23 protein-coding genes are annotated in these 23,331 nt (G+C 73.0%); 9 read left to right on the top strand and 14 right to left on the bottom strand.

Annotated elements, in window-relative coordinates:
* The first annotated feature begins 6 nt into the window (after positions 1-6).
* Together ACZ6C6_RS30965 and ACZ6C6_RS30960 are read left to right on the top strand one after the other, a co-directional pair.
* Positions 7-774 carry a bestrophin-like domain gene (locus tag ACZ6C6_RS30965; protein WP_469207567.1) on the top strand — a complete coding sequence of 256 codons (768 nt, stop codon included), beginning with the start codon at positions 7-9 and terminating at the stop codon, positions 772-774.
* A 162-nt stretch (positions 775-936) separates the two neighbouring features.
* Entirely contained in the window at positions 937-1,491 is a 555-nt protein-coding gene (locus tag ACZ6C6_RS30960; protein ID WP_469207566.1) for a hypothetical protein, read from the top strand.
* 94 nt (positions 1,492-1,585) lie between these two features.
* Here the strand turns inward: ACZ6C6_RS30960 and ACZ6C6_RS30955 are convergent, their stop codons facing one another.
* On the bottom strand, positions 1,586-2,218 hold the full coding sequence (locus ACZ6C6_RS30955) for a hypothetical protein (protein WP_469207564.1): 633 nt from the start codon (positions 2,216-2,218) through the stop codon (positions 1,586-1,588).
* A gap of 313 nt (positions 2,219-2,531) precedes the next feature.
* Between ACZ6C6_RS30955 and ACZ6C6_RS30950 the strand changes: the two genes are divergently transcribed.
* Positions 2,532-3,191 carry a class F sortase gene (locus ACZ6C6_RS30950; protein WP_469207563.1) on the top strand — a complete coding sequence of 220 codons (660 nt, stop codon included), beginning with the start codon at positions 2,532-2,534 and terminating at the stop codon, positions 3,189-3,191.
* A 9-nt stretch (positions 3,192-3,200) separates the two neighbouring features.
* Here the strand turns inward: ACZ6C6_RS30950 and ACZ6C6_RS30945 are convergent, their stop codons facing one another.
* Positions 3,201-4,043 (bottom strand): polysaccharide deacetylase family protein, encoded by an 843-nt coding sequence (locus ACZ6C6_RS30945; protein WP_469207561.1) that lies wholly within the window; start codon positions 4,041-4,043, stop codon positions 3,201-3,203.
* A 163-nt stretch (positions 4,044-4,206) separates the two neighbouring features.
* Between ACZ6C6_RS30945 and ACZ6C6_RS30940 the strand changes: the two genes are divergently transcribed.
* The 3 genes from ACZ6C6_RS30940 to ACZ6C6_RS30930 all read left to right on the top strand — a co-directional run bounded on the left by ACZ6C6_RS30940 (position 4,207) and on the right by ACZ6C6_RS30930 (position 6,001).
* The gene (locus tag ACZ6C6_RS30940; protein WP_143622725.1) at positions 4,207-4,668 is read left to right on the top strand and encodes a universal stress protein; all 462 of its coding nucleotides are present in this window, start codon (positions 4,207-4,209) and stop codon (positions 4,666-4,668) included.
* Positions 4,669-4,829: 161 nt separating this feature from the next.
* Complete coding sequence (locus ACZ6C6_RS30935) at positions 4,830-5,387, top strand: sigma-70 family RNA polymerase sigma factor (protein WP_469207558.1); 558 nt, start codon at positions 4,830-4,832, stop codon at positions 5,385-5,387.
* Between the two features lie 131 nt (positions 5,388-5,518).
* A complete protein-coding gene (locus tag ACZ6C6_RS30930) occupies positions 5,519-6,001 on the top strand; it encodes a hypothetical protein (RefSeq protein ID WP_469207557.1) in 483 nt (160 codons plus the stop codon).
* A gap of 22 nt (positions 6,002-6,023) precedes the next feature.
* Here the strand turns inward: ACZ6C6_RS30930 and ACZ6C6_RS30925 are convergent, their stop codons facing one another.
* The 10 genes from ACZ6C6_RS30925 to ACZ6C6_RS30880 all read right to left on the bottom strand — a co-directional run bounded on the left by ACZ6C6_RS30925 (position 6,024) and on the right by ACZ6C6_RS30880 (position 16,702).
* Positions 6,024-7,214, bottom strand: a complete 1,191-nt coding sequence (locus tag ACZ6C6_RS30925) for a sensor histidine kinase (RefSeq protein ID WP_393773092.1) — start codon at positions 7,212-7,214, stop codon at positions 6,024-6,026.
* The gene (locus ACZ6C6_RS30920) at positions 7,211-8,692 is read right to left on the bottom strand and encodes a sodium:solute symporter family transporter (protein WP_161212748.1); all 1,482 of its coding nucleotides are present in this window, start codon (positions 8,690-8,692) and stop codon (positions 7,211-7,213) included. Before ACZ6C6_RS30920 ends, ACZ6C6_RS30925 begins: the two co-directional genes overlap by 4 nt.
* On the bottom strand, positions 8,689-9,051 hold the full coding sequence (locus ACZ6C6_RS30915) for a hypothetical protein (RefSeq protein ID WP_073967248.1): 363 nt from the start codon (positions 9,049-9,051) through the stop codon (positions 8,689-8,691). Before ACZ6C6_RS30915 ends, ACZ6C6_RS30920 begins: the two co-directional genes overlap by 4 nt.
* Before the next feature lie 64 nt (positions 9,052-9,115).
* Positions 9,116-9,871 (bottom strand): LytR/AlgR family response regulator transcription factor, encoded by a 756-nt coding sequence (locus ACZ6C6_RS30910; RefSeq protein WP_469207554.1) that lies wholly within the window; start codon positions 9,869-9,871, stop codon positions 9,116-9,118.
* A 39-nt stretch (positions 9,872-9,910) separates the two neighbouring features.
* Positions 9,911-10,771 (bottom strand): Fpg/Nei family DNA glycosylase, encoded by an 861-nt coding sequence (locus tag ACZ6C6_RS30905; RefSeq protein ID WP_469207552.1) that lies wholly within the window; start codon positions 10,769-10,771, stop codon positions 9,911-9,913.
* Positions 10,772-10,804: 33 nt separating this feature from the next.
* On the bottom strand, positions 10,805-11,662 hold the full coding sequence (locus ACZ6C6_RS30900; RefSeq protein ID WP_469207550.1) for an amidohydrolase family protein: 858 nt from the start codon (positions 11,660-11,662) through the stop codon (positions 10,805-10,807).
* A 1-nt stretch (position 11,663) separates the two neighbouring features.
* Positions 11,664-11,975 carry an L-rhamnose mutarotase gene (locus tag ACZ6C6_RS30895; RefSeq protein ID WP_469207549.1) on the bottom strand — a complete coding sequence of 104 codons (312 nt, stop codon included), beginning with the start codon at positions 11,973-11,975 and terminating at the stop codon, positions 11,664-11,666.
* 1 nt (position 11,976) lies between these two features.
* Positions 11,977-12,960 (bottom strand): aldo/keto reductase, encoded by a 984-nt coding sequence (locus ACZ6C6_RS30890; RefSeq protein WP_469207624.1) that lies wholly within the window; start codon positions 12,958-12,960, stop codon positions 11,977-11,979.
* A gap of 148 nt (positions 12,961-13,108) precedes the next feature.
* A complete protein-coding gene (locus tag ACZ6C6_RS30885) occupies positions 13,109-14,485 on the bottom strand; it encodes a wax ester/triacylglycerol synthase family O-acyltransferase (protein WP_469207547.1) in 1,377 nt (458 codons plus the stop codon).
* 150 nt (positions 14,486-14,635) lie between these two features.
* Entirely contained in the window at positions 14,636-16,702 is a 2,067-nt protein-coding gene (locus tag ACZ6C6_RS30880) for a SpoIIE family protein phosphatase (RefSeq protein ID WP_469207546.1), read from the bottom strand.
* A 272-nt stretch (positions 16,703-16,974) separates the two neighbouring features.
* On the opposite strand from ACZ6C6_RS30880, the gene ACZ6C6_RS30875 reads away from it, so the two are divergent.
* Positions 16,975-18,342, top strand: a complete 1,368-nt coding sequence (locus ACZ6C6_RS30875; RefSeq protein ID WP_469207544.1) for an FAD-dependent oxidoreductase — start codon at positions 16,975-16,977, stop codon at positions 18,340-18,342.
* A 64-nt stretch (positions 18,343-18,406) separates the two neighbouring features.
* Here the strand turns inward: ACZ6C6_RS30875 and ACZ6C6_RS30870 are convergent, their stop codons facing one another.
* Complete coding sequence (locus ACZ6C6_RS30870; RefSeq protein ID WP_469207542.1) at positions 18,407-19,003, bottom strand: hypothetical protein; 597 nt, start codon at positions 19,001-19,003, stop codon at positions 18,407-18,409.
* Positions 19,004-19,182: 179 nt separating this feature from the next.
* Here ACZ6C6_RS30870 and ACZ6C6_RS30865 point away from each other — a divergent pair, with 179 nt between their 5' ends.
* Complete coding sequence (locus ACZ6C6_RS30865; RefSeq protein ID WP_469207540.1) at positions 19,183-20,616, top strand: carotenoid oxygenase family protein; 1,434 nt, start codon at positions 19,183-19,185, stop codon at positions 20,614-20,616.
* Positions 20,617-20,629: 13 nt separating this feature from the next.
* Here ACZ6C6_RS30865 and ACZ6C6_RS30860 read toward each other — a convergent pair whose 3' ends face one another.
* Positions 20,630-21,793: a DUF6777 domain-containing protein gene (locus ACZ6C6_RS30860; RefSeq protein WP_469207538.1), complete on the bottom strand. Its 1,164-nt coding sequence runs from the start codon at positions 21,791-21,793 to the stop codon at positions 20,630-20,632.
* A 132-nt stretch (positions 21,794-21,925) separates the two neighbouring features.
* Between ACZ6C6_RS30860 and ACZ6C6_RS30855 the strand changes: the two genes are divergently transcribed.
* Positions 21,926-23,329 carry a lipase maturation factor family protein gene (locus ACZ6C6_RS30855; RefSeq protein WP_469207536.1) on the top strand — a complete coding sequence of 468 codons (1,404 nt, stop codon included), beginning with the start codon at positions 21,926-21,928 and terminating at the stop codon, positions 23,327-23,329.
* Positions 23,330-23,331 lie beyond the last annotated feature (2 nt).

The following is a 23,331-nucleotide window of genomic DNA, read 5'->3' as shown; positions in this document are numbered from 1 at the left end:
ACGCCCATGTCGGAATGGCTCGTCCTCACGCTCGCCATGGTGGCGGCCACCGCCGTCGTCCTGACCATCGCCGTCCTCAGCAACCGCAGACTCCCGGAGGACGACGACCCGTCCGAAACCCCCGACGTCATCGAGTACATGACGATGATGATCGGAGTGATCTACGCGATCGTGCTGGGCCTCGCCATCGCGGGCGTCTGGGAGGGGCGGGGCGCCGCGCAGGAGTACGTGCGCCAGGAGGCCCAGGCCCTGCACGAGGTGAGCGAGCGCTCCGCCGTCTATCCGCAGGAGGTGCGCACCCGCATCCGGGCCGACGTCGACGCGTACGTGAGCTACGTGGTGCACGACGAGTGGCGGACCATGACCGAGCACGGGACGCTCAGCGACCGCGGGGCCGAACTGCTGGACCGGGTGCGCGACGACGTCACGGACTACCGGCCGAAGACGGACCACGAGGGGCAGGCGTATCAGCCGCTGGTCGACCAGGTGGCCGCGGCCGACGACGCCCGCAGCGCGCGCGGGCAGAGCGCGGGCGCGACCATGCCCGGCGTGGTGTGGTTCGGGCTCGTCATCGGCGCCCTGGTGACCGTGGGGCTGATCTTCACGCTCCAGATCCGCCGCACCTTCAGAGAACTCCTGCTCGCGGGGCTCTTCAGTGTGCTGATCGCCTTCCTCCTCTTCCTGATCTGGGACTTCGACTCACCGTTCGGCCGGGGATTCTCGGCCACCGCCGCCCCGTTCCTCGACCTCTTCCCTGCGGCGGCGGACGGATAGCCGGGCCGGTGCGCCGCCCGGGGGACAGCGGTGCCCCATTCGCCGGACCCCGATCGCGGGCGAAATGCACCACTTCTAGCGTGGGCGACGTTCGAGGTGCATTTCTGACACTTTGTGGAAATCCGTTCCGCAGCTGCTCCTCGGGGACCCGGAGGATTCACCATGCGCGCAATACGCGTCGCCCCCGTCGCTCTGCTCGGCGCCGCCGCACTCGCCCTGACCGGCCCGGCCGTGACCGCTTACGCCGCGACCGCGGGCGGTCCGTCGGGCGGCGGGAACGGGTACACCGTGACGCCGTCGGTGGTCGCGCCCGGGGGCAAGGTCACCCTGGCGGCCCGGGGTTGCTCCACGACGGCCACGGCGTCCTCGGGGGTGTTCGACACCGTCACCATCCCGGTGAACGGCAGCGCCCAGGCCACCGTGGACTGGGACGCCAAGCCGGGCGCCGCCTACGAGGTGACGTTCATCTGCAACACCTCGCCCAGTTCCACGGCCAAGGTGAATCTCACCGTCAGCGCGGCCACGGGCACGCCCACCACGAGCTCGACCAGCACGGCGGCCGCCACTGCCTCACCGGCCGGTGTGCAGGGCGGTCTGGGCGGCAGCATCGACAGCGTGAACTCCGGTGAGATCGTGGCGGGCACCGCGCTCGCCGTGGCCGCCGGTGCCGGTGTCGTGTTCTTCGTACGCCGCCGCAGGGTGAGCCGCTCGCACTGACCGGTACGAGCGGATGGGCAACGAGAGTCGCCCCGGGTCCTGGCACAGGACCCGGGGCGACTTCGTTATCGGTCCGGCTGAGGCGTCCTGACGGTCAGGCCGTCCCATCGCCCGTCCTCCGGCGGCGCATGATGTACACGCCTCCGCCGAGGGCCGCCGAGGCGACCAGACCGGCACCGACACCCATCTCCGCCGGGGTCGCCGCCATCGAGCCGCCGAGCCCGCCCTGGGCGCCCCGGCTGTCGAGCACGGTGAAGCGGTGGCCCGCCGTCCGGTCGGTCCCGTCGCACCGGACCGTCAGGTTGTACGTGCCGGGCGTCGCGTCGTTGAAGATGCGGACCCGGGCGTGGCCGACCCGCCCGGCCGAGAGCCGGGTGGTGCGGAAAGCGTTGGACGAGACGCTGCCGCCCCGGCCGCAGCCCTCGGCGCTGACCTGCATGGCCGCACCCTGGTGCACGCGCTCGGGATCGACGGTCACGTTGTTCGGGCCGTTGTTGCGCCCGTTCCCGTTGCCGTTGTTGTTCCCGTTGCCGTTGTTGTTCCCGTTGCCGTTGTTGTTGCCGGTGTTCCAGTCGCCCGGGTCGTTCCAGTCGTTCTGGTTGTTGCCGTTGTTCTGGTTGTTGTTCTGGTTGTTCCCGACGTCTCCGCCGGCGGCCGCCATCGGGGCGCCGGCCCCGAGGGCGGCGACGGCGGCCGCCGCGACCACCAGAGCGCGTGTAGCACGCATCGTTCCAACCTCCACCGGGAAGCGCCCCGGGGCTCTGTGCGCCGGGATGGATCGACGAGAACGCCTCCCATGACGAACCCTCACCAGAACCTTGATCGACCGCATTTCGGCGCTGCTCCGGACCGGTGATCCGACACGCCGTGCGGACGCCCCGGAAGCTGACGGATGCCCAGGTCACGGGCCGTCAGAAGTTTTATCCGCGCGCTACTCCGATAAGCATCCGAGTGGCACGCCGCCACCCGTTCGCCCTTCTCTGATCGCCGCCCGGTGGCACCGCGCCTAGCGTTCTGCTCGTCGCGACGAAGGGAGAACCATGGGCCGGGACAACTGGCGACCGGAACGGATCCGACACTCGCCGTGGGGCGCGCTCGCCCTGGCGATGCTCTCCGGTCTGGCACTCATGCGCAACGGGGCGGACCTCTCCCCCGGCCCCCCGCAGCCGGTCGCCGCAGCCTCCGTGGGCCACCAGAACAACGCGCCCGCCGCCCCGGCCGCGGGCCCGGCCGTCAAGCCGCTCCCCTACGCACCCGTCGCCCGGCTGGCGATCCCCGACATCCAGGTCGACGCACCGGTCATCGACGTGAACCTGGACCCGGACGGCTGGATCGAGACCCCGCCGCCGGAGGACCCCAACCTGGCCGGCTGGTACCAGAACGGCATCGCCCCCGGCCAGACCGGCACCTCCGTCATCGTCGGCCATGTCGACAACAAGGCGGGACCCGCCGTGTTCTACGGACTCGGCTCGCTGAAGAAGGGGGACCACATCGAGGTCGACCGCAGCGACGACCGGGTGGCGGTCTTCGAGGTGTACGGCGTCGAGGTCTTCGCCAAGAACGACTTCCCCGGCGCCCGGGTGTACGGCGACACCGGCCGGCCGGAGCTGCGGGTCATCACCTGCGGCGGCGGCTACACCAAGGCCAACGGCTACGACGGCAACGTCGTTGTCTTCGCCCGCCTGGTGGACACCCGCTGACCCGCCCCGTCAGCGGCGCCGCGGCACCGTGAGCCGGTATCCGTCGTCCAGCAGCTCCGGCAGATACCGGCGCAGCGCCGCCACGCTCTGCGAGCGGTTGCCGCCCGCGTCGTGCGAAAGCACCACGACCCCGGCGCCCGCGCCCTCCCTGACCCGGCGCACGATGGTGTCGGTGCCGGGCATGGTCCAGTCGAGCGTGTCCACCGTCCAGGCCATCGGCTCCATGCCCATCGCGGCGCCGATCTCGAACGAGTCGCGGTTCCAGGCACCGTAGGGCGCCCGGTACCAGAGCGGCGCCTCGCCGGTGATCTCCTCGATGACGTCGCTGGTACGCCCCAGCTCGTCGGTGATCCCGGCCCGGGAGAGCTCGGTGACCAGGGGGTGCGTCCACGAGTGGTTGCCCACGGTGTGCCCCTCGTCGGAGATCCGGCGGACCAGGTCGCGGTTGTCGTTCGCCATCTCCCCGCACAGGAAGAACATGGCCCGTACGTCGTGTTCGCGCAGCGTGTCCAGGATGTGCGGGGTGTACAGCGGGTCGGGGCCGTCGTCGAAGGACAGCACCATGGCGTGCCCGATGTCGGACAGCTGCTCGAACGGCCGGGTGCGGACCGGCGGGGCCGCCGGGCGGTACCGGGGCGGCGTCTGTCCCGTCATGGGCCGCAGCCTATAGGCGAGTGCCCGGCCGCGGAAGGCGGTGGCCGGTGAGCCCGCCGCACCCTCGACGGGGGTCGTCGGACGGACCGGGGAGGTAACGGGGTCCGCCGCGACGACCCCTGCCGCGGTGGCTGCTCCCAGCCCGGCGGCCAGCCGCAGGACCGTTCTCCGCAGGAGCGGCCTGTGATCACTCTTCATCCCCCACTGCTCGCACGCCCGCCCCTCCGCCCGCCTCAGCGACACCGGCCGCCGGGTCTTTTGCACCCGGATGGCGGGAAAGACGTGGCGGCAGCGGTGAGCGGCGGGCAGCCACCGGGAGGCCGGGCCGGAAGCCGCGGGGCGAGCCGATAGCCTCACTGCCGTGACAGATCAGCACTCCCACCAGTTCGAACGTGGCACAGACGGTCCGAAGGTGATCGTCGCGGGCCTCGACGGCTCCGAGTCGTCCATGCGCGCGGCGGCCTACGCGGCCGGGCTCGCGCGCCGGCAGCGGGCCATGCTGGCGCTGGTGTACGTCCAGCCGGTGCTGGCGGCGGGCGCGGCGCTCGGGGCTCCGGTCGGCGACGCGACCGCCGAGGTGGCCGAGGGCCTGGTGGAGGAGATCCGCCGGTCGACGGCCCGGATGAAGGACATATGGGATGTCCGCTGGGAATTCCACACCTTCCGTGGGGACCCGTACAACGGTCTGGTGACCGCCGCCGACGAACTCAAGGCGGATGCCGTGGTGGTGGGCGCCTCGGAGTCGGCGGGGCACCGTTTCATCGGCTCGGTGGCCGTCCGCCTGGTCAAGGCGGGCCGCTGGCCGGTCACCGTGGTGCCGTAGGGCCTTTCCCGGGGCGCCGCCCGACCGTTCACCGCACCATTCGCCGCTCTGAGCGACCGCTCGTCGCACGGGGCGGCTTTTGTCCTGTTCCTCGTGGCCCGAATGCGCTCGTATACGCCAGGTCGGCAGCGAGGCGGACCTTGGCGGGAAGGGCGTTCACCATGACCACGACGAAGACCGATGAGCGGGCGCTCGCGGAGCTCCAGCGTGACCACGGCCCCGCCCTGTTCCACTTCCTGCTCGGTCTGACCTTCGGTGACCGGCAGCGGGCCGAGGACCTGCTCCAGGAGACGCTGGTGCGGGCCTGGCAGCACCCGGAGGCCTTCGACGGACCGTACGAGTCGATGCGGCCCTGGCTGTTCACCGTGGCCCGACGGCTGGCGATCGACGCCCGGCGCTCCCGGCTGGCCCGGCCGGCCGAGGTCAGCGACGCGGGCCTGGAGTGCGCACCCGCGGGGGCCGACACGGCGGAGTCCGCGGTCGCCGCGCTCGATGTGCGCGAGGCGGTACGCGCCCTGAGCCCGGAGCACCGGTCGGTCCTGGTGCAGATCTACTTCCGCGGGCTGAGCGTGGGCGAGACGGCCGAGGTCCTCGGGATACCGGCGGGCACGGTCAAGTCGCGTTCGCACTACGCGCTCCGGCTGCTCTCCCGCAATCTCCCCGGCTACACGCGCCGCCCCTCCCGGGAGCGGACGGTCGTCGGCGCCTCGTGCATGTGACGCATCCGGTGCGGCGGATCCTGCCTTTTCGGCCACGCGGGACGCGCTCCCCCGGTTCAATGCTGCGTGGGCGATCGGCCGGGCCCCGCCGGCCGTACGGCCCCGAGACCGAGGGAATGGGGCGATACGGGATGCCTCCGGAACGTCATGAGGGGTCCGGCGCGGACGAGCTGCCGGTCCCGATGGCCTGGATGTACGCGGAGTACCTGGCCGACGAACTGCTGCGCACCGGCGACCTGATGGAGCCGGCGACGCTGGAATTCCGTGCGGGGCGGGACGCGCTGGCGCTCACCATCTTCCTGCTGGACGGTGCGGTGGCCGGGACGCTGCCGGCCGCGCGGGTGGACGAGCTGCGGCTGCTCACCGCGTCCGGGACTCCATGGCGCCACTGGGTACGCGCCCGGCTGGCCGCCCCGGTGGCGGGCGGCACCGAAGCGGATCTGGCGCTGGCCCGGTCGGCCTGGCGGTGGCTGGAGGAGACCGAGCTGCTGGCCGCCGACCTGGAGGCCATCGGCCCTCCGCCGCCCTGGGAGCCGGAGGAGGAGGCGCAGGTGTGGACCCCGGCCTGGCAGCTGGGCCTGCCGCTGGGACACCTCGCGGTGCATCTGTACTAGGGCTCAGGGCAGGGCCCGCCGCTCAGGACCCGTGCACCCCCGCGCGGTACTTCGGCAGCCGTACGGTGATCCGCATCCCGGCCCCGATGCCCGTCTCGATGACGAGCCCGTACTCGTCCCCGTACACCTGGCGGAGCCGTTCGTCCACGTTGAGCAGGCCGATGCCGGTCGATCGGCCGCCCTCGCCGCGCAGGATGTGGCGCAGCCGCTGGGGGTCCATGCCGGTGCCGTCGTCCTCGATCACGACCTCGGCCTCGGAGCCGGCGTCCAGGGCGCTGATGGTGATGCGGCTTGAGGTGACGGCGCCTTCCAGGCCGTGTTTGACGGCGTTCTCCACGAGGGGCTGGAGGCAGAGGAAGGGCAGGGCGACGGGAAGGACCTCGGGGGCGACCTGGAGGGTGACGGAGAGCCGTTCGCCGAAGCGGGCCCGGACCAGGGCGAGGTACTGGTCGATGGAGTGCAGCTCGTCCGCGAGCGTCGTGAAGTCACCGTGGCTGCGGAACGAGTACCGGGTGAAGTCCGCGAACTCCAGGAGCAGTTCGCGGGCCTGCTCCGGGTCGGTGCGGACGAAGGACGCGATGGCGGCCAGTGAGTTGAAGATGAAGTGCGGGGAGATCTGCGCGCGCAGGGCCCTGATCTCGGCCTCGATGAGCTGGGTCCGGGAGCGGTCGAGTTCGGCCAGTTCCAGCTGGACGCAGACCCAGCGGGCGACCTCGCCCGCCGCCCGGGCCAGGACGGCCGATTCGCGCGGGGCGTAGGCGACGAGGGTGCCGAGGACGCGGTGGTCGACGGTCAGTGGCACGGCGACGGCCCACTTCAGCGGGCAGTCCAGGTCGTCGCAGTCGCTGCGGAAGGCGGTGTCGCGGCCGGTCTCCAGGACGCCCGCGACCTGCTCCATGACGTCCCGGCCGTGGTGGTCGCCCTCGCCGTCCCAGACGAGGATCCCGTCGCGGTCGGTGAGGCACAGCGCGTCGGTGCCGAGGAGTGAGCGCAGCCGGCGGGCGGACCGGCGGGCGCTGTCCTCGGTGAGCCCGGCGCGGAGCGGGGGCGCGGCCAGGGACGCGGTGTGCAGGGTCTCGAAGGTGGCGTGCTCGACGGGCGTGCCGACGTCGCTGGTGCGCAGGGGCCGGGCGGTGCGGCGGCCGAGCAGGAGGCCTCCGCCGAACAGCAGCAGGGCGAGCACGACGATGACGGCGTATCCGGCCCCGGTCACCGGTGCCTCCCGGTGGTGAGCGCTTCGGGCAGGTGGAAGCGGGTCATGGCGGCGTTGGTGCCGGGGGGTATCCGGCTCGGTGTGGCGAGCGAGACCAGGATCATGGCGAGGAAGCCGACGGGCACGGACCAGACGGCGGGCCAGGCGAGCAGGGCGTGCGGCCAGCCGGGCGGGCGCACCGCGCCGCTGACCGTGATGGCGACGGAGAGCAGCGCGGAGCCGCCGCCGAGCAGGAGCCCGGCCACCGCTCCGGGCGGGGTGAGCCGCCGCCACCAGATGCCGAGGACGAGCAGCGGGCAGAAGGAGGACGCGGAGACGGCGAAGGCCATGCCCACGGAGTCGGCGACGGGGACCCGGCTGACCATCAGCGAGCCGGCCAGGGGCACGGAGATGGCGAGGACGGTGGCCAGCCGGAAGTGCCGCACCCCGCGCGAGGGCAGTACGTCCTGGGTGATGACCCCGGCGACCGCCATGGTGAGCCCGGAGGCGGTGGAGAGGAAAGCGGCGAACGCGCCGCCCGCGACGAGCGCCCCGAGCAGGTCGCCGCCGAGTCCGCCGATGACCCGGCCGGGCAGCAGGAGCACGGCGGCGTCCGCGTCTCCGCCGTGGATCAGCTCGGGGGCGTACAGGCGGCCCAGTGCGCCGTAGACGGGCGGCAGGAGGTAGAAGACGCCGATGAGGGCGAGGACGGCGACGGTGGTGCGGCGGGCGTCACGGCCGTTGGGGCTGGTGTAGAAGCGGACGACGACGTGCGGCAGGCCCATGGTGCCGAGGAAGGTGGCGACGATGAGGCCGTAGGTCGCGTACAGCGGGTGGTCGGCGCGGAACGCGGAGAGGTGTTCGTCGAAGGTGATGCGGGGCTGTCCGTCGCCCTGCCAGGCCAGCACCAGGAAGATCGCGGGGACGAGGAGCGCGGTCAGTTTCAGCCAGTACTGGAAGACCTGGACGAAGGTGATCGAGCGCATCCCGCCGGCCGCTACGGCGAGCACGACGACGGAGGCGACGAGCACGTCTCCGAGCCAGCCGGGCGCTCCGGTGAGGATCTTGAGCGTCAGTCCCGCGCCCTGGAGCTGGGGCACCAGATAGAGCCAGCCCGCGCCGACGACGAGGACGCTGACGAGTCTGCGCACCTGCCGGGATTCCAGGCGCCCTTCGGCGAAGTCGGGCAGGGTGTACGCCCCCGAGCGGCGCAGCGGAGCGGCGACGAAGACCAGCAGGACCAGATAGCCGGCGGTGTAGCCGACCGGGTACCAGAGCATGTCGGGCCCGTGCACGAGGACCAGGCCCGCGATGCCGAGGAAGGAGGCGGCCGAGAGGTATTCGCCGCTGATGGCGGCGGCGTTGAGCCGGGGGCGCACGGTGCGCGAGGCCACGTAGAAGTCGGAGGTGGTCCGGGAGATCCGCAGCCCGAAACCGCCGACGAGGACGGTGGCCAGGACGACGACGGCGACGGCCGCCACCGCGTACGTGCGGCTCACGGGGCGGAGCGGCCTTCCACGAGCCGGGCGAAGTCGCTCTCGTTGCGCTCGGCGCGGCGCACGTACCACCAGGCGAGCACGGTGAGCGGCGGGTAGGCGGCGAAGCCGAGCACCGCCCAGACGACGGCGGAGCTGTGCAGGGCCTCGAAGACGAGGGGCAGGGTGCCCACGACGGCGGCGAGGACGGCGAAGGCGGTGAGTCCGGCCCGCAGCTGCCCCCGCATCAGGGAGCGGACGTAGGCGCCGCCGAGCGCGGTCTGCTCGTCGATCTCCGACTGGGTGCGGTAGCGCGGCAGCGGGCGCACCCGCCGGGGCTCCCCCGTCACCACTTCGCGCCGGGGTGTGGGCTCTGCGGACATGGGGCCGGAGTGTAGGCGTCACCCGGTCCCGCTGGGAAGGGGTTCGCGGGCCGGTAGCCGCTGGTCAGCGGCCGGTCCGCCGCATGAGCAGATCGCGCAGGGCGCGGGTGTGGCGGCGGCTGACGGCGAGTTCGGCGGTGCCGATGCGGACGCTCATGCTCCCGGCGTCCAGGCGCAGTTCGTCGATCCGGCCGAGGGCCACGAGATGGCGGCGGTGGATGCGGACGAAGCCGCGGGTGCGCCAGCGCTCCTCCAGGGTGGTGAGGGGGACGCGGACGAGGTGGCTGCCGTTGGGGGTGTGCAGCCTGGCGTAGTCGCCCTGGGCCTCGGCGTAGGTGATGTCGCCGATCGGGACGAAGCGGATGACGCCGCCCAGTTCAACGGCGATCTGGTCCTGCGCGGTGTCGTGGACGGCGGGGGCGGAACGGTCCTGGACCTGCTCGGCGACGCGTCGTACGGCCTCGGCGAGGCGTTCGCGGCGGACCGGTTTGAGGACGTAGTCGACGGCCTTGAGGTCGAAGGCGTGCACGGCGAAGCCCTCGTGGGCGGTGACGAAGACGATGAGCGGCGGCGCGGCGAACCCGGCGAGGAGCTGGGCGACGTCGAGCCCGGTGAGACCGGCCATGTGGATGTCGAGGAAGACCACGTCGATGGCGGACGGGTTGTCGGGCCCCGCCTCGACGGCGCTCCCGATGCGGCGCAGCGCCTCGGTGGCCCCGGTGGCCCCCTCGGCGCTGCGGATACGGGGGTCGGCGCGCAGGAGGTAGAGCAGTTCCTCCAGGGCGGGTTCTTCGTCGTCGACGGCGAGTACGCGGAGCATGAGGCCGGAGTGTAGGGCGTGCTTCCGCGGGGCGCGCCCCTACTTGAGGAGCCGGGACAGTCGGCGGTCCGCGAGTGGTTTGCCGCCCGTCTGGCAGGTCGGGCAGTACTGGAGGGAGGAGTCGCTGAAGGAGACCTCGCGAATGGTGTCCCCGCAGACCGGGCACGCCTGGCCGGTGCGCCCGTGGACGCGCATCGCGCTCTTCTTCTCGGCCTTGAGGCGTCCTGCCTCGACGCCGCCGGACCGGGCGACGGCGTCCTCCAGGGTGGTGCGCATGGCCTCGTGAAGGCGGGTGATCTCGTCATCGGTGAGGTTCGCGGTGAGCTTGAACGGCGACATCCTGGCGACGTGCAGGATCTCGTCGCTGTACGCGTTGCCGATGCCGGCGATGAGCGACTGGTCACGCAGTGCGCCCTTAATCTGGCGGCGTTCCCCGTCGAGCAGTGCGGCGAACGCGTCCCGGTCGAATTCCGGGCCGAGCGGGTCGGGTCCGAGGCGGGCGATGCCGGGGACCTCGGCCGGGTCGTGCACGAGGTGGACGGCGAGGCGTTTGGTGGTGCCGGCCTCGGTCAGGTCGAAGCCGTCGCCGCCGGTGAGGACGGTACGCAGGGCGAGCGGGCCCTTGCCGGGGCGCGGCGGGGCGGCCGGGAAGGCGTCGTTCCAGCGGAGCCAGCCGGCCCGGGCGAGGTGGGGGACCAGGTGGAGCGGGCCGACGCCGATGTCGAGGAACTTGCCGTGCCGCCGGACGTCGGTGACCGTGCCGCCGTGCAGGGCGGTGAGCGGCGGGTCGTACGTCTTGAGGACGCTGATGGCGACGGGCAGGACGCGGTCGATCTCCTTGCCGACGAGGTGGTCGTCGAGGAAGAGCCGCAGGGCTTCGACTTCCGGCAGTTCGGGCATGGTCCCAGCCTGCCGCAGCGGCGCGCGGGACGCCTATCGGAGGCCGTACACGCGTTCGGCGGTGGCGCCGAGCACGGCGGCCCGCTCGTCGTCGCTCAGGTCCTGGATCAGGGCGCGGGCAGTGTCCAGGACCTCGGTGTACGTGGCGGCGAGGCGGCACACCGGCCAGTCGGAGCCGAACATGAGCCGCCCGGGCCCGAAGGCGTCGATGACGGTCTCCGCGTACGGGCGCAGGCCGTCCGTGGTCCAGGTGCGCCAGTCCGCTTCCGTGACGAGTCCGGAGAGCTTGCAGACGGTGTTGGGGAGGGCGGCGAAGGCGCGCAGGTCATCGGCCCAGGGCCGGGTGCGCCCGGTGGCGACGGGCGGCTTCCCCGCGTGGTCGAGCACGTGGACGAGCCCGGGGAGCGCCGCGGCGGCCCGGGTCGCGGCGGGCAGCTGGTGCGGGAGGACCACCAGGTCGTGGACGAGCCCGGCGTCGGCCACGGCGGTCAGACCGCGCAGCACGTCGGGCCGCAGCAGCCACTCGGGGTCGGGTTCGCCCTGGACCTGGTGGCGCAGCCCGACGAGGCGGTCGCCCCCGGGGAGTTCGCGCAGGGCGGCCAGCGTGTCGGCGATGTCCGGAGCGGTGAGGTCGGTCCAGCCGACGACTCCGGCGACCAGCTCGCGGCGGTCGGCGAGCGCGAGGAACTCGGGCGTCTCCTCGGCCACGGTGACGGTCTGGACGAGGACGGTGGCGCTCACCCCGGCCGCGCGGGCCTCGGGCTCCAGGTCGGCCAGGGTGAAGTCGCGGCGCAGGGGGGCCAGGTCCTCCCCGGTGATCCAGTCCTGGTCGCGGACCGCGAGGTCCCACACATGGTGGTGGGCGTCCACGACGCGGGGCCCGGCGGCCACCTCACAGCTCCCAGACGACGGGGAGCCCGGCGTCGGCGCCCTCGGCGGAGTAGTCGTGGACGACGTCGAGGAGACCGTCCATCCGGGCCTGCCAGGCGACGTTGACGGGCAGCTGCTCCAGCTCGGCGAGGAGGCGCGCGTAGTCGTCGCACTCGATGAGGTGGAAGAGGTCGGTGCCGCTGCGCCAGATCGTCCAGGAGCCGGCGCCGGCCGCCCGGATCGCCCGGGTCAGCTCCGGCGGGACCTCGCGGTGGGCGGCCTCGTACTCGGCGATCCGGTCGGCGCGGACCTTGGTGTGCAGGGCGATGCGCATGTCAGTGTCCGTTCCCGGGCAGCAGGCCCTGGTCGCGCAGGTCGTCCCAGAGTGCGTCGGGGATCTCCCGGTCGAGCTGTGCGGCGGCGTCGCGCACCTCGTCCGGGGAACGGGTGCCGACGAGCACTCCGGCGACGGCGGGGTGGGTGAGCGGGTAGTGCAGGGCGGCGGCGCGCAGCGGCACGCCGTGGGCCTCGGTGATGCCTCGCAGCCGGAGGGCGCGGTCCAGCAGGCCGGCCGGGGCGGTGGCGTAGTCGTAGGTGGCGCCGGGGCGCGGGTCGGCGAGGAGGCCGGAGTTGAAGACCCCGCCGACGACGACGCTCCGGCCGCGCGCGGCGGCGGCCGGCAGCAGGTCGGTGAGGGCCGACTGGTCGAGGAGGGTGAACCGGCCGGCGCACAGGACGACGTCGACGTCGGTGTCGCGGACGAAGCGGGTGAGCATCGCGGTCTGGTTCATGCCCGCGCCGATCGCCCCGACGATCCCTTCGGCACGCAGCCTTTCCAGTTCCGGATACGCCTCGCGGAAGGCGGATTCGGCGTGCTCGTCGGGGTCGTGGAGGTAGGCGATGTCGATGCGGTCGAGGCCCAGGCGGCCGAGGCTGTCCTCGATGCTGCGGCGGACTCCGGCCGCGCTGAAGTCCCAGCGGCGGCGGTGCGTGGCGCGTACCGCGAAGCCCTCGGAGAGTCCGTCGGACGCGGCGGTCTCCTCCGGGGGGAGCGGGTCGAGGAGGCGACCGACCTTGGTGGAGAGCGTGTACGCGGCGCGGGGGCGGTGGCGCAGGGCCTCCCCGAGGCGGCGTTCGGAGAGGCCGAGTCCGTAGTGCGGCGCGGTGTCGAAGTAGCGGATGCCCGCGTCCCAGGCGGCGTCGACGGTGGCCGCCGCCCGTTCCGGTTCCACCGCGCTGAAGAGGTTGCCGATGGCGGCCGCGCCGAAGGAGAGTTCGGTGATCTCGACCGTGCCGCCGCCCAGCCTGCCGCGCCGCATCCCGCCGTCGCCCTCCTCGATGATCGCTGCCACACAGCGAATATTCATCGGATCACTTGGGCGCGTCAACACTCCTGCAGCCGCCAATTACAGCGATGAGGCATCGATCTGTCCGATCTATGCCTTGATCACCGCTACTTGCTCACCGCTACTGGGTCACCTCTGCGAGGAGCGCTTCCAGCTCCGCGTCGACGCATCGCGCAAGCCCGTCCAGGCCGGGCAGCGCCTTGCCGTCGGCCACGATTCCGATGTGGACGCGCGAGCCGTACGTCGTCAGCGCGACGGCCATCGACTGCCCCCGGGCGAGCGGCGCCATCGGGTAGAGGGCGCTCAGCGGGCAGCCGGCCAGCGAGAGGCGCGAGCGCGGCAGGGGCACGCTGGTGACCAGGACGTCGAAGAGCATCCGGGCCGCGTTACCGGCGAGCGGGGCGCCGAAACGGTGGGCCAGCGACGGCAGCTGGTCGGCCAGCACGGCGACCGCCCCGGCCCCCCGCAGCGGGCCCGCGGCCTTGTTCCGGTCCATCGCCTCGCGTACCGCCCGCAGGCGCTCCCGGGGGTCCGGCTCCGAAACGGGGAGGTCCAGGAGGTAGGCGGAGAGCCGGTTGCCCGTGGCCACGGCCGCGCCGCCGGGCCGGCGGCGGGAGACCGGGACCAGGGCGCGCGGGTCGTCGCGCGGCGGGGTCTCGCCGCGCTCCAGCATCCAGCGCCGCAGCGCACCCGCCACGACGGCGAGCAGCACATCGTTACCGGTGCCCCCGGTCACGCGGCGGACTCGCCGCACGGAGTCGAGGTCGAGGTCGGCCGTGGCCAGCCGCCGGGTCCCGCTGGAGCCGGCCCGGAGCACAGCCGCCCCCCGCGGATCGAGGCGGCCGGCCCGGACCAGCGAGGCGCCGACTCCGAAGGCGCGGCCCAGGTCCTCGATCCGGCCGAGCGCGAACCCGGCCACCTGGCGGGGGCCCGGCATCCAGGACCGGGGCGGGACCGGACGCTGCCGGGCCGAGGGACGGGGGCGGGCGGTCGCGGAGGCGATCTGGTCGAAGATCCCGGCCCCGATGGCGACCGCGCGCATCCCGTCGGCGAGTGCGTGATGGAGCTTGACGAGCACGGCGAACGGGCCGCCGTCCGGTCCGTCGATGAGGTACATCTCCCAGGGCGGCAGGCCCCGGCGGAGCGGCCGCTCCATCAGCTCCCCGGCGAGCCGGGTCGCCGCCGCCATGAAGCCCGCGCCGCCGGGCGCGGCCTCCCCGGCGGGCAGCTGGACGCGCCGGACGTGCCGGTGTACGTCGAACTCCGGATCGGTGGACCAGGCCGCGCCGCCGACGGGGAGCAGCACGTCGCGCACCCGCATGCGCAGCCGGGGAATCGCGGCGGCGCGGGTGCCGAGGAGACCGAGGAGCGCCTCGGGGCCGGGGGCGGCGCCGGGGGGCGGCGTGAAGACGGCGAGCGCGCCGAGGTGCATGGGGTGGGCATCGGACTCGAGGTGCCAGAAGGCGAGATCGAGGGGTGCCAGAAGCTCAGTGCCCAACGGGTCCTCAATGTCGTCGAAGACGGGAGACCGACCAGGTCGCAGTCAATCTCCGGCGGTCCATCACGGTCAAGTACAGACACGTTACGTTCAGTTACGTTCTTATTGCGCGCCACTGCTCGCCCGTCCGGACGAGGGGCCGGCGCGGGGTCAGTCGCGTGGCGGAACGACGAATTCGCTCCAGACGCACTTGCCGGTCCCCCGGGACTCCACACCCCAGGAGTCCGCGAGCTGGTCGACCAGGAGCAGGCCGCGCCCGGAGACCCCGGCCTCGCCGGCTTCCCGGCGGCGCGGCAGGGCGCTCGACCGGTCCTCGACGTCGACCCGGAGCCGCCGCTCGGGTCCGGTGAGGACCCGGATCGTGACGATGGCTCCGCCGTCCGTGTGCATCAGGGCGTTGGTGACCAGCTCGTCGGCTGCCAGCTCGACCTCGTCGGCCCGGTCCTTGGCGCCCCAGGCCCGGACCGCCGCGCGGATCATGTGCCGGGCCGAGCTGAGGGCTTCGGGGTCGTTCTGGGCGACGTGCTGCTGGAGCCGGCCGCCGGGCTGCGGGGCCTGGGCGGCCTTGCGGCGCAGGAGCAGCAGGGCCACGTCGTCCTCGCCGCCGCGCTCGTCCACGGACGCGCAGAGGCGGTCGGCGAGCTGGTCGAGGTCCTGCGGGCCGTTGGTGACGAGGGCGGTGAGCCGCTGGGTTCCCTCGTCCAGGTCGGCGCCCGGGAGTTCCACCAGCCCGTCGGTGAACAGCACCATGGTCTGGCCGGGGTCCAGCTCGACCGTGCTGACCGGGTATTCGAGCCGGCCGAACTCGGCGGAGAGCCCGAGTGGCAGCCCGCCTTCGGACGGCACCCTGCGGCAGCCGCCGTCGGCGTCGCGGACGAGCGGGTCGACGTGTCCGGCGCGGACCAGCTGGACCACGCCGGTCGTCAGGTCGGCCTCGGCGTAGGTGCAGGTCGCGAAGCGGTCGGTGTCGAGCTCGTGCAGGAAGACGGAGGCCCGCGCCATGACCGTGGCGGGGCTGTGCCCCTCGGCGGCGTACGCGCGCAGCACGATGCGGAGCTGGCCCATCACGGCGGCCGCATGGGTGTCGTGGCCCTGGACGTCCCCGATGACGGCTCCGACCCGGCCGCCGGGGAGCGGGATGACGTCGTACCAGTCGCCGCCGATGTCCCGGCCGAGCCGGGCCGAGCGGTAGCGCACGGCGATCCGGGCGCCGGGCACGTCGGGGATCCGGCGCGGCAGCATGGCCTGCTGGAGCCCCTCGGCGAGGTCGTGCTCCTGCTCGTAGAGCATGGCGCGCTGGAGGCTCTGGGCGATGGAGCTGCCGAGGGCCAGCAGCAGGTTCCGCTCGTCGGCGGTGAAGCCGTCCTTGCCGCTGTAGAGGAGGCCGAGCGCGCCGATCGGGCGGGCCTGGGCGATCAGCGGGAGATAGGCGGCGGAGGTGATGCCGAGGTGGCTGATGTGCGGCCACAGGACGGGGTAGGAGGCGGCGAAGTCCTCGGCCGACTCGATGAACCGGGGGCCGAGCGTGCGGACGACTTCACTCATCGGGTACTGCTCGTCCGTCCGGGTATAACGGGTGCCGGGCACGAACGATCCCTCGGGCCCGTCGGCCACCAGGTGGATGCGCCCGGCCTCGATGAGCCCCATGACCAGGCTGGTGGCGCCCAGCAGGGCCAGCCCCTCGGAGTTCTTCAGGACCTCGATCACGTCCTTGACGGTACGGGCGTGGGCCAGGGCGGCCGTCGTGGAGTCGACCAGGCTGGTGCGGCGGCGCAGCTCCTCGTCCAGCTCGCGGCGGGCTGCGGACTCGGCGAGCTCCCGGCCGGCGTCCCTGACGATGCCGATGATCCGGCGAGGACGGCCGCCGTCGTCGCGGCGCACGAAGCCCTGGGTGTGCGCCCAGCGCAGGGTGCCGTCGCGCGACAGGAGGCGGAAGTACGCCCCGTAGGTGCTGCGGCCGCTCTTCAGCGTCTCCGAGACGAGGGCGTCCAGCCGGACGCCCTCGTCGGGCGGCACGCGCAGCCCGAGCGTCTCGGGCCGGTTGTCGTATTCGTCGGCCCTCAGATCGAACACGTCGAGGGCGGGCCGGTCCAAGTGCATGAGGCCGCTGTCGAGATCCCAGTCGAAGCTGCCCATTCGGTTCAGGGCGAGGCTGAGATCCGGGTGGGCGGGCCAGTCGTCCGGGAGTGACAGGGCACCCGCTACCCGATCATCCATGTGCGTCACTCTGCCACCATTTGTCCGATTCTTCGACTGAACCGTCCATTTGGTGAACGTGCGATAGGACACATCCGCAGAACACGCCGGAGGCCCGCCCCGCAAGGATTCCCGGCCCAGCGGTGCGGAAGGGAGGCCCGGATACCGCCCAGTAACGCCGCCCCGCCCCGAAAGCGGGTCCGGGCAGCGGCTAACGTGTGCGAGGGGTCGACTAAGCCTTGCCTTACCAACCGGCCCCGCTTCTGCTCGCCCGTTCGAAGGAACAGCTCGCCATGACACGCCCCGTCCGCGTCGCCATCGTCGGAGCCGGTCCCGCCGGCATTTACGCGGCGGACGCGCTGCTCAAATCCGACGCGGCCGCCGACCCGGGCGTCTCCATCGACCTCTTCGAGCGGATGCCCGCCCCCTTCGGTCTGATCCGCTACGGCGTGGCGCCCGACCACCCGCGCATCAAGGGCATCGTGCAGGCGCTGCACCAGGTGCTGGACAAGCCGCAGCTGCGCCTGTTCGGCAACGTCGACTACCCGAACGACCTGGACCTCGACGAGCTGCGCACGTTCTACGACGCGGTGATCTTCTCGACCGGCGCCGACGCGGACCGCGCGCTCGACATCCCCGGCCACGACCTGGACGGCTCCTACGGGGCCGCCGACTTCGTCTCCTGGTACGACGGCCACCCGGACGTCCCGCGCACCTGGCCGCTGGAGGCCGAGAAGGTCGCCGTGCTGGGCGTCGGGAACGTGGCCCTGGACGTGGCCCGCATCCTCGCGAAGACCGCCGACGAGCTGCTGCCGACGGAGATCCCCGCCAACGTCTACGAGGGCCTGAAGGCGAACAAGGCGCTGGAGGTGCACGTCTTCGGGCGGCGCGGCCCGGCCCAGGCGAAGTTCAGCCCCATGGAGCTGCGCGAGCTGGACCACTCGCCGAACATCGAGGTCATCGTCAACCCCGAGGACATCGACTACGACGCGGGTTCGATCGAGACCCGGCGCGGGAACAAGCAGGCCAACATGGTCGCCTCCACGCTGGAGAACTGGGCGATCCGCGATGTCGGCGGCCGCCCGCACAAGCTCTTCCTGCACTTCTTCGAGTCCCCCGTCGAGATCACCGGCGAGGACGGCCGGGTGACCGGCCTGCGCACCGAACGCACGGAGCTGGACGGCACCGGCAACGTGCGCGGCACCGGCACCTTCCACGACTGGGACGTCCAGAGCGTCTACCGGGCGGTCGGCTACTACTCCCGCGAGCTGCCGAAGCTGCCGTTCGACGTCGCTTCCGGCACGGTCCCGCACGCCGCGGGCCGGGTCCTCGAAGGCGGCGAGCCGATGGAGTCGGTGTACGTCACCGGCTGGATCAAGCGGGGCCCGGTCGGCCTGATCGGCCACACCAAGGGCGACGCCAACGAGACGGTCGCCTGCCTGCTGGAGGACCACGCCGCCGGGCGCCTGCCCGCCCCGGAGCGGCCCGAGCCGGAGGCCGTCACCGCCTTCCTGGAGGAGCGCGGCATCCGCTACACCACCCGTGAGGGCTGGTACCGCCTCGACGCGCACGAGCGCGCCCTCGGGGCCGAGCAGGATCGCGAGCGCGTGAAGGTCGTGGAGCGCGAGGCGATGCTGGACGCCTCGGAGGCCGGCCACTGACACCACGGCGAGGGCCCCGCACACCCCGGAAGGGTGTGCGGGGCCCTCGCCGTGAGGCCGTGCTTCATGGGGAGGCGTGGGCGCTGCGGGACCGCTCGCGCACCCGGTCCGGATAGTTCTCGGTGAACCGGACCGCGAGCACCAGCAGCACCACCGGGATGATCCAGTTGAACCAGTCTCGCCCCGACGAGGTGTGCAGCGCGAGAAGGCCCAGCAGGGCGGTGGCCGCGAAGACCGCACCCCACAGCAGCGTCAGCACCCGATTGACGTGGCGGAACACCGGCGTACCCCACACCTCCCGCGGGGTCGACTCACGTGCGTACTGCTCGGTGAACGGGACGAACGCCAGCGAGCCGAGCGCCACAACGGCGATCACGGCGCTGGACAGCACCTGGGCGTACCTCTCGACCCAGTCCAGGTCCTGACGGTCCAGGAAGAGGGCCAGAACGCTCAGCAACGCGAAGAAGACAATGCCGGTGACCTCCAGGATCTTGAAGGAACCCCGGCGCATGTCCGGCAGGTTGAGCACCACGGCGGCCACCAGACCGGCCAGTGCGGCGTACTCCCAGGTGCTGGGAGAGGCGACGACGACGAAGATGATCCAGGGGGCGAACGCGAAGAACAGGTTCCCCGTCCGCCGCCCGGAGCGGGTTTCGGACACCGGACACCTCCGGCGGTGTGGCCCGGCGCGGCGATCTGCCGCGTCTTCCATGGTGGGCCCGGGGACTGCCCTTCGCACCCCACCACTGGCGTTGCGGCGGCCCTGGGCCGGGGATTGAATGAGAAGTCAGCCCGGCCCGCATCCGGGTGCGCCCTCACGTCCCGGCAAGGGAGGCCGCCATGGCCGCACATGCCGCACACCCCTTCGACCCGAGCCGGGTCGTCCACCTCTCGGGGCGCTTCGCCCCCGTGACCGAAGAGGTCGACGAGGCGGACCTGGACGTGACGGGCGAACTGCCCGGCGAGCTGGACGGCGTGTTCCTGCGCAACGGCCCCAACCCCCGCTTCACGCCGATCGGTTCGTACCTCTACCCGATCGACGGCGACGGCATGCTGCACGGTGTTTGGCTCTCCGGGGGCCGGGCCCGCTACCGTAACCGGTTCGTCCGGACACCCGCCGTGGTCGCCGAGGAACGGGCCGGGCGGGCGCTGTGGGGCGGCATCGAGTCGATGATCCTGCCGCAGGAGCCGGACGTCGGTCCCGAGCTGGCCGGCACCTTCCGCGACATGCCCGACATCAACGTGGTGCGTCACGCGGGGCGGCTGCTGGCGCTCGCCGAGTCCGACTGCCCGTTCCTCATGACGCCCGGTCTGGCGACCGTCGGCAAGGAGACGTTCGGCGGGGCGCTGCCGGCAGGCATCACCGCGCACCCGAAGACCGACCCGGTCACGGGCGACATGCTGGTCTTCTGCTACGGCCTGGAGCCTCCCTTCCTCACCTGGTCCGTGATCGGCCCCGGGGGCGACGTGCTCCGGGGCCCCACGCCGGTGGACGGGGTCGACGAGCCGATGATGATCCACGACATGGCGATCACCCCGCGCTTCCTGGTGATCGTGCTGGCACCGGTGTTCTTCGACATCGCGGCGGCCATGAACGGCGGTTCCATGCTCGACTGGCGCCCCGAACGCGGCACCCGCCTCGCCCTGATCCCCCGCGACGGGAGCCCGGTGCGCTGGGCGTCCGACGACGCCTTCTGGCTGTGGCACACGGTCAACGCGTTCGACACCGAGCCCGGCGGCGGCGATGTGGTGCTGGACTACGTGCAGTGGACCCGCCTGTCGCTCGGCGCGCCCGCCGAGGGGGCGGAGCCCAACCGGGCGGGCCTGGTCCGCGCGGTCATCGACCCCGTCGCGGGCACGATGCGCCGGACCGTGCTGGACGACGTCCGGATGGAGCTCCCCCGCACCGACGACCGGCTGATCGGCAGGCGCCACCACCAGCTGGCCGTCGCCTCGGACTCCGGCGGCCCGGACCTGCTGCCCGGCGAGTACGACACACTGCGCTGGTACGACGGCAACGACCCCTCAGGCCCGCACGTGGCGTGGCGGGCCGGGGACCTGTCGGTGGGCGAGCCGGTCTTCGCGCCCGTCCCCGGCACCGGACCGGGCGAGGCCGGCTACTGGATGACGTACGCCACCGACCGCACCGACGGGACCAGCTGGCTGCTCGTCATCCCGTCCGAGGACCCGGCATCCGGCCCGGTGGCCCGGGTCCGCATCCCGGTCCGCGTCCCCCTGGGCCTCCACGGCAACTGGCTGCCCACCGAGGAGTGAAGCCCACCGCCCTTCACCACCGCCCGGCCGGGCCGTCGTCGGCGCCCCGGGGCAGCCGGATGGACGTCGGCGGCTCGTCGGACCCGGGCGGCCGGTCCGGCACCGGCGGCACCCCGGAGGGCCCGTCCGTGGGCTCCCCGGTCGGCGCCGGGCAGCGGGAGTCCCCCGGCACCCGGGCGGGCACGCCGCGGGCCGCCACCGGCTCACCGGGCGGTGTGGGCGTCTCCGGCGCGGGTACGTCGGGCGTCGGGCAGTCCTCCGGAGACCGGGACGGTGTGGGCTCCGACGGCTCCTCGGGCCGGGCGGACCCCGTAGGGGGCTCCGGCCGCTCCGTGCCGGGTGGCGGGACACCGGGGAGCGGGCCGGTGATGTCGGTGTCGGGCGCGTAGGGCGGCGGCTCCTCCGGAACGCGGTCGCCGGTGCCCTCGTCGCCGGCCGGACGAGCGATCCAGCGGTGGTGGGCCAGGTCGGCGATCACCAGTTCCTCCACGGGCCGCGCGGCGGGCTCGACCACGACGGTCCGCGCCGGGTCGAACCCCTCCCACCGCTTGCCCGTCCCGGCCGACGCACCGCCCGCCCCGGACGGCCGCTCCAGCGGGTTGCCGCAGACGCAGCGGACCCGGGGCAGCCCCCGGGCGTCGACCATGACGGCGGTGCCCGCCTGCAACACGGACTGGTACGTGGTGACGGAGCCGTCCCGGAAGCCGTGCCCGGTGACCAGGGTGTCGGCGCGCAGCAGGACGGGCGTCAGGCCCCGGAGGAAACCGGCGACCCGGCCGCGTGCGACGGACACGGTGCGCGCGAACGCCTCTTCCCGCGCCGGGTCCACGGCAAGCATCCGGATCTGCGCCTCGACGTCGCAGGAGGGCACGGCGCGGGATCCGGCGTACAGGCCGGGCGTGGACCCGGCACGCTTGAGCGGCTGCCCGGGCGCCGACGGGGAGCGGGGCGCCCGGGTCCGTGCGGCGTCCGGCAGCGCCGGGCCGCCCGCCGTCGAGGCGGTGAAGGGGGCGGTCCCGGGATCGGCCGCGGGCTGGAGGACGGGTCCGGCGGCGGCGCCCGTTCGCGTGGCCGGGGCGCCGCCGCCGGAGGTGGCCCGGGCGCAGCCCGCGGTCAGCAGGAGGCCGGCGCAGAGCAGGGCGGGGACGGTGCGGCGCGGTCGTATGCGTGAGGGCACGGGCGGTTCTCCTGCCTGGTCACCGGTCTCCCGGTCGCTCCCCTCATGTCTGCCGCACTTCCCGGTCCGCCGCAAACGGACAGGACCGGGAAGATCCGGCGGGCGGCGGGCGCACGGCCGATACTGGTAACGATGGAGTGGTTCACCGCTGACGGGTACTGGCTCGGCCGGCTGGTCTTCCAGAAGGCCCTCGCCGTCGTCTACCTGACCGCCTTCCTCACCGCGGCGCTTCAGTTCCGTGCGCTGATCGGGGAGCGCGGCATGCTGCCCGCGGCCGGGGAGCTGCGGCGTACGTCCTGGCGCACCGCACCGGGGCTCTTCCGCGTCCACTGCTCCGACCGCTTCTTCGCCGTGGTCGCGTGGACCGGGTGCGCCGTCTCCGTCGCGCTGCTCGCCGGGGCGGACAACCGGCTGCCGCTGGGGGCGGCGATGGCGCTGTGGGCGGTGCCGTGGCTGCTGTACCTGTCGATCGTTCAGGTGGGCGGTGTCTGGTACGGGTTCGGCTGGGAGTCGCTGCTCCTTGAGACGGGTTTCCTCGCCGTCTTCCTGGGGAACGCGGGCACGGCGCCACCGGTGCTGGTGCTCTGGCTGCTGCGGTGGCTGCTGTTCCGGGTGGAGTTCGGCGCCGGGCTCATCAAATGGCGCGGCGACGCCTGCTGGCGGAAGCTGACGTGTCTGGACTTCCACCATGAGACACAGCCGATGCCGGGCCCCCTGAGCTGGTTCTTCCACCGGCTCCCCCGGCCCGTGCACCGGGCCGAGGTGGCGGCCAACCATGTGGTCCAGTTGCTCGTTCCGGTGCTGCTGTTCACCCCGCAGCCGGTGGCGAGCGCGGCCGCCGGGCTGATGATCGTCACGCAGCTGTGGCTGGTGCTCTCGGGGAACTTCGCCTGGCTCAACTGGCTGACCATCACGCTCGCCCTGCCCGTAATCGACTGGTCGCCGGTGACCGAGCCGCCCGCCCAGCGGGGCGCCCCCGTCTGGTACGAGGTGGTGGTCATCGCGGTCACCGCGCTGGTCCTGGGCCTCAGCTACCGTCCGGCCCGCAATCTGGTCTCCCGCCGCCAGGTGATGAACCGGTCCTTCGACCCGCTGCACCTGGTCAACACGTACGGCGCGTTCGGCAGCATCAGCCGGGTCCGTCTGGAGGTGGTGGTCGAGGGCACGGACGACGCGGTGGTGCACCCGGGCACGGTGTGGAAGGAGTACGGCTTCAAGGGCAAGCCGGGCGATCCGCGCCGGATGCCGCGCCAGTTCGCCCCGTACCATCTGCGGCTCGACTGGATGATGTGGTTCGCGGCGCTCTCCCCCGCGTACGCCAGGTCCTGGTTCGGGCCGTTCGTGGAGCGGCTGCTGGAGAACGACCCGGACACGCTGCGGCTGCTGCGGCAAAATCCGTTCCCGGACGCCCCGCCCGCCCAGGTGCGGGCCAGGGTCTTCCGCTACCGGTTCACGACCTGGCGCGAGCTGCGGGCCACCGGCCGCTGGTGGCACCGCACGTTCGTACGCGATTTCCTGCGCCCGACCAGGGCGTGAGC

Source organism: Streptomyces sp. NPDC041814, assembly GCF_055590565.1.
The sequence above is the reverse complement of the archived record's forward strand: the minus strand, read 5'-3'. Positions and strand labels throughout refer to the sequence as shown.

What these genes read in the sequence shown, in the direction of transcription:
- ACZ6C6_RS30945 (WP_469207561.1), bottom strand. Translation starts at nt 4,043, where the DNA reads ATGAAGAGTGATCACAGGCCGCTCCTGCGGAGAACGGTCCTGCGGCTG.
- ACZ6C6_RS30905 (WP_469207552.1), bottom strand. Translation starts at nt 10,771, where the DNA reads ATGCCCGAACTGCCGGAAGTCGAAGCCCTGCGGCTCTTCCTCGACGAC.
- ACZ6C6_RS30880 (WP_469207546.1), bottom strand. Translation starts at nt 16,702, where the DNA reads ATGGATGATCGGGTAGCGGGTGCCCTGTCACTCCCGGACGACTGGCCC.
- ACZ6C6_RS30865 (WP_469207540.1), top strand. Translation starts at nt 19,183, where the DNA reads ATGGCCGCACATGCCGCACACCCCTTCGACCCGAGCCGGGTCGTCCAC.
- ACZ6C6_RS30930 (WP_469207557.1), top strand. Translation starts at nt 5,519, where the DNA reads ATGCCTCCGGAACGTCATGAGGGGTCCGGCGCGGACGAGCTGCCGGTC.
- ACZ6C6_RS30965 (WP_469207567.1), top strand. Translation starts at nt 7, where the DNA reads ATGTCGGAATGGCTCGTCCTCACGCTCGCCATGGTGGCGGCCACCGCC.
- ACZ6C6_RS30960 (WP_469207566.1), top strand. Translation starts at nt 937, where the DNA reads ATGCGCGCAATACGCGTCGCCCCCGTCGCTCTGCTCGGCGCCGCCGCA.
- ACZ6C6_RS30950 (WP_469207563.1), top strand. Translation starts at nt 2,532, where the DNA reads ATGGGCCGGGACAACTGGCGACCGGAACGGATCCGACACTCGCCGTGG.
- ACZ6C6_RS30890 (WP_469207624.1), bottom strand. Translation starts at nt 12,960, where the DNA reads ATGCGGCGCGGCAGGCTGGGCGGCGGCACGGTCGAGATCACCGAACTC.
- ACZ6C6_RS30955 (WP_469207564.1), bottom strand. Translation starts at nt 2,218, where the DNA reads ATGCGTGCTACACGCGCTCTGGTGGTCGCGGCGGCCGCCGTCGCCGCC.
- ACZ6C6_RS30895 (WP_469207549.1), bottom strand. Translation starts at nt 11,975, where the DNA reads ATGCGCATCGCCCTGCACACCAAGGTCCGCGCCGACCGGATCGCCGAG.
- ACZ6C6_RS30875 (WP_469207544.1), top strand. Translation starts at nt 16,975, where the DNA reads ATGACACGCCCCGTCCGCGTCGCCATCGTCGGAGCCGGTCCCGCCGGC.
- ACZ6C6_RS30935 (WP_469207558.1), top strand. Translation starts at nt 4,830, where the DNA reads ATGACCACGACGAAGACCGATGAGCGGGCGCTCGCGGAGCTCCAGCGT.
- ACZ6C6_RS30855 (WP_469207536.1), top strand. Translation starts at nt 21,926, where the DNA reads ATGGAGTGGTTCACCGCTGACGGGTACTGGCTCGGCCGGCTGGTCTTC.
- ACZ6C6_RS30910 (WP_469207554.1), bottom strand. Translation starts at nt 9,871, where the DNA reads ATGCTCCGCGTACTCGCCGTCGACGACGAAGAACCCGCCCTGGAGGAA.
- ACZ6C6_RS30915 (WP_073967248.1), bottom strand. Translation starts at nt 9,051, where the DNA reads ATGTCCGCAGAGCCCACACCCCGGCGCGAAGTGGTGACGGGGGAGCCC.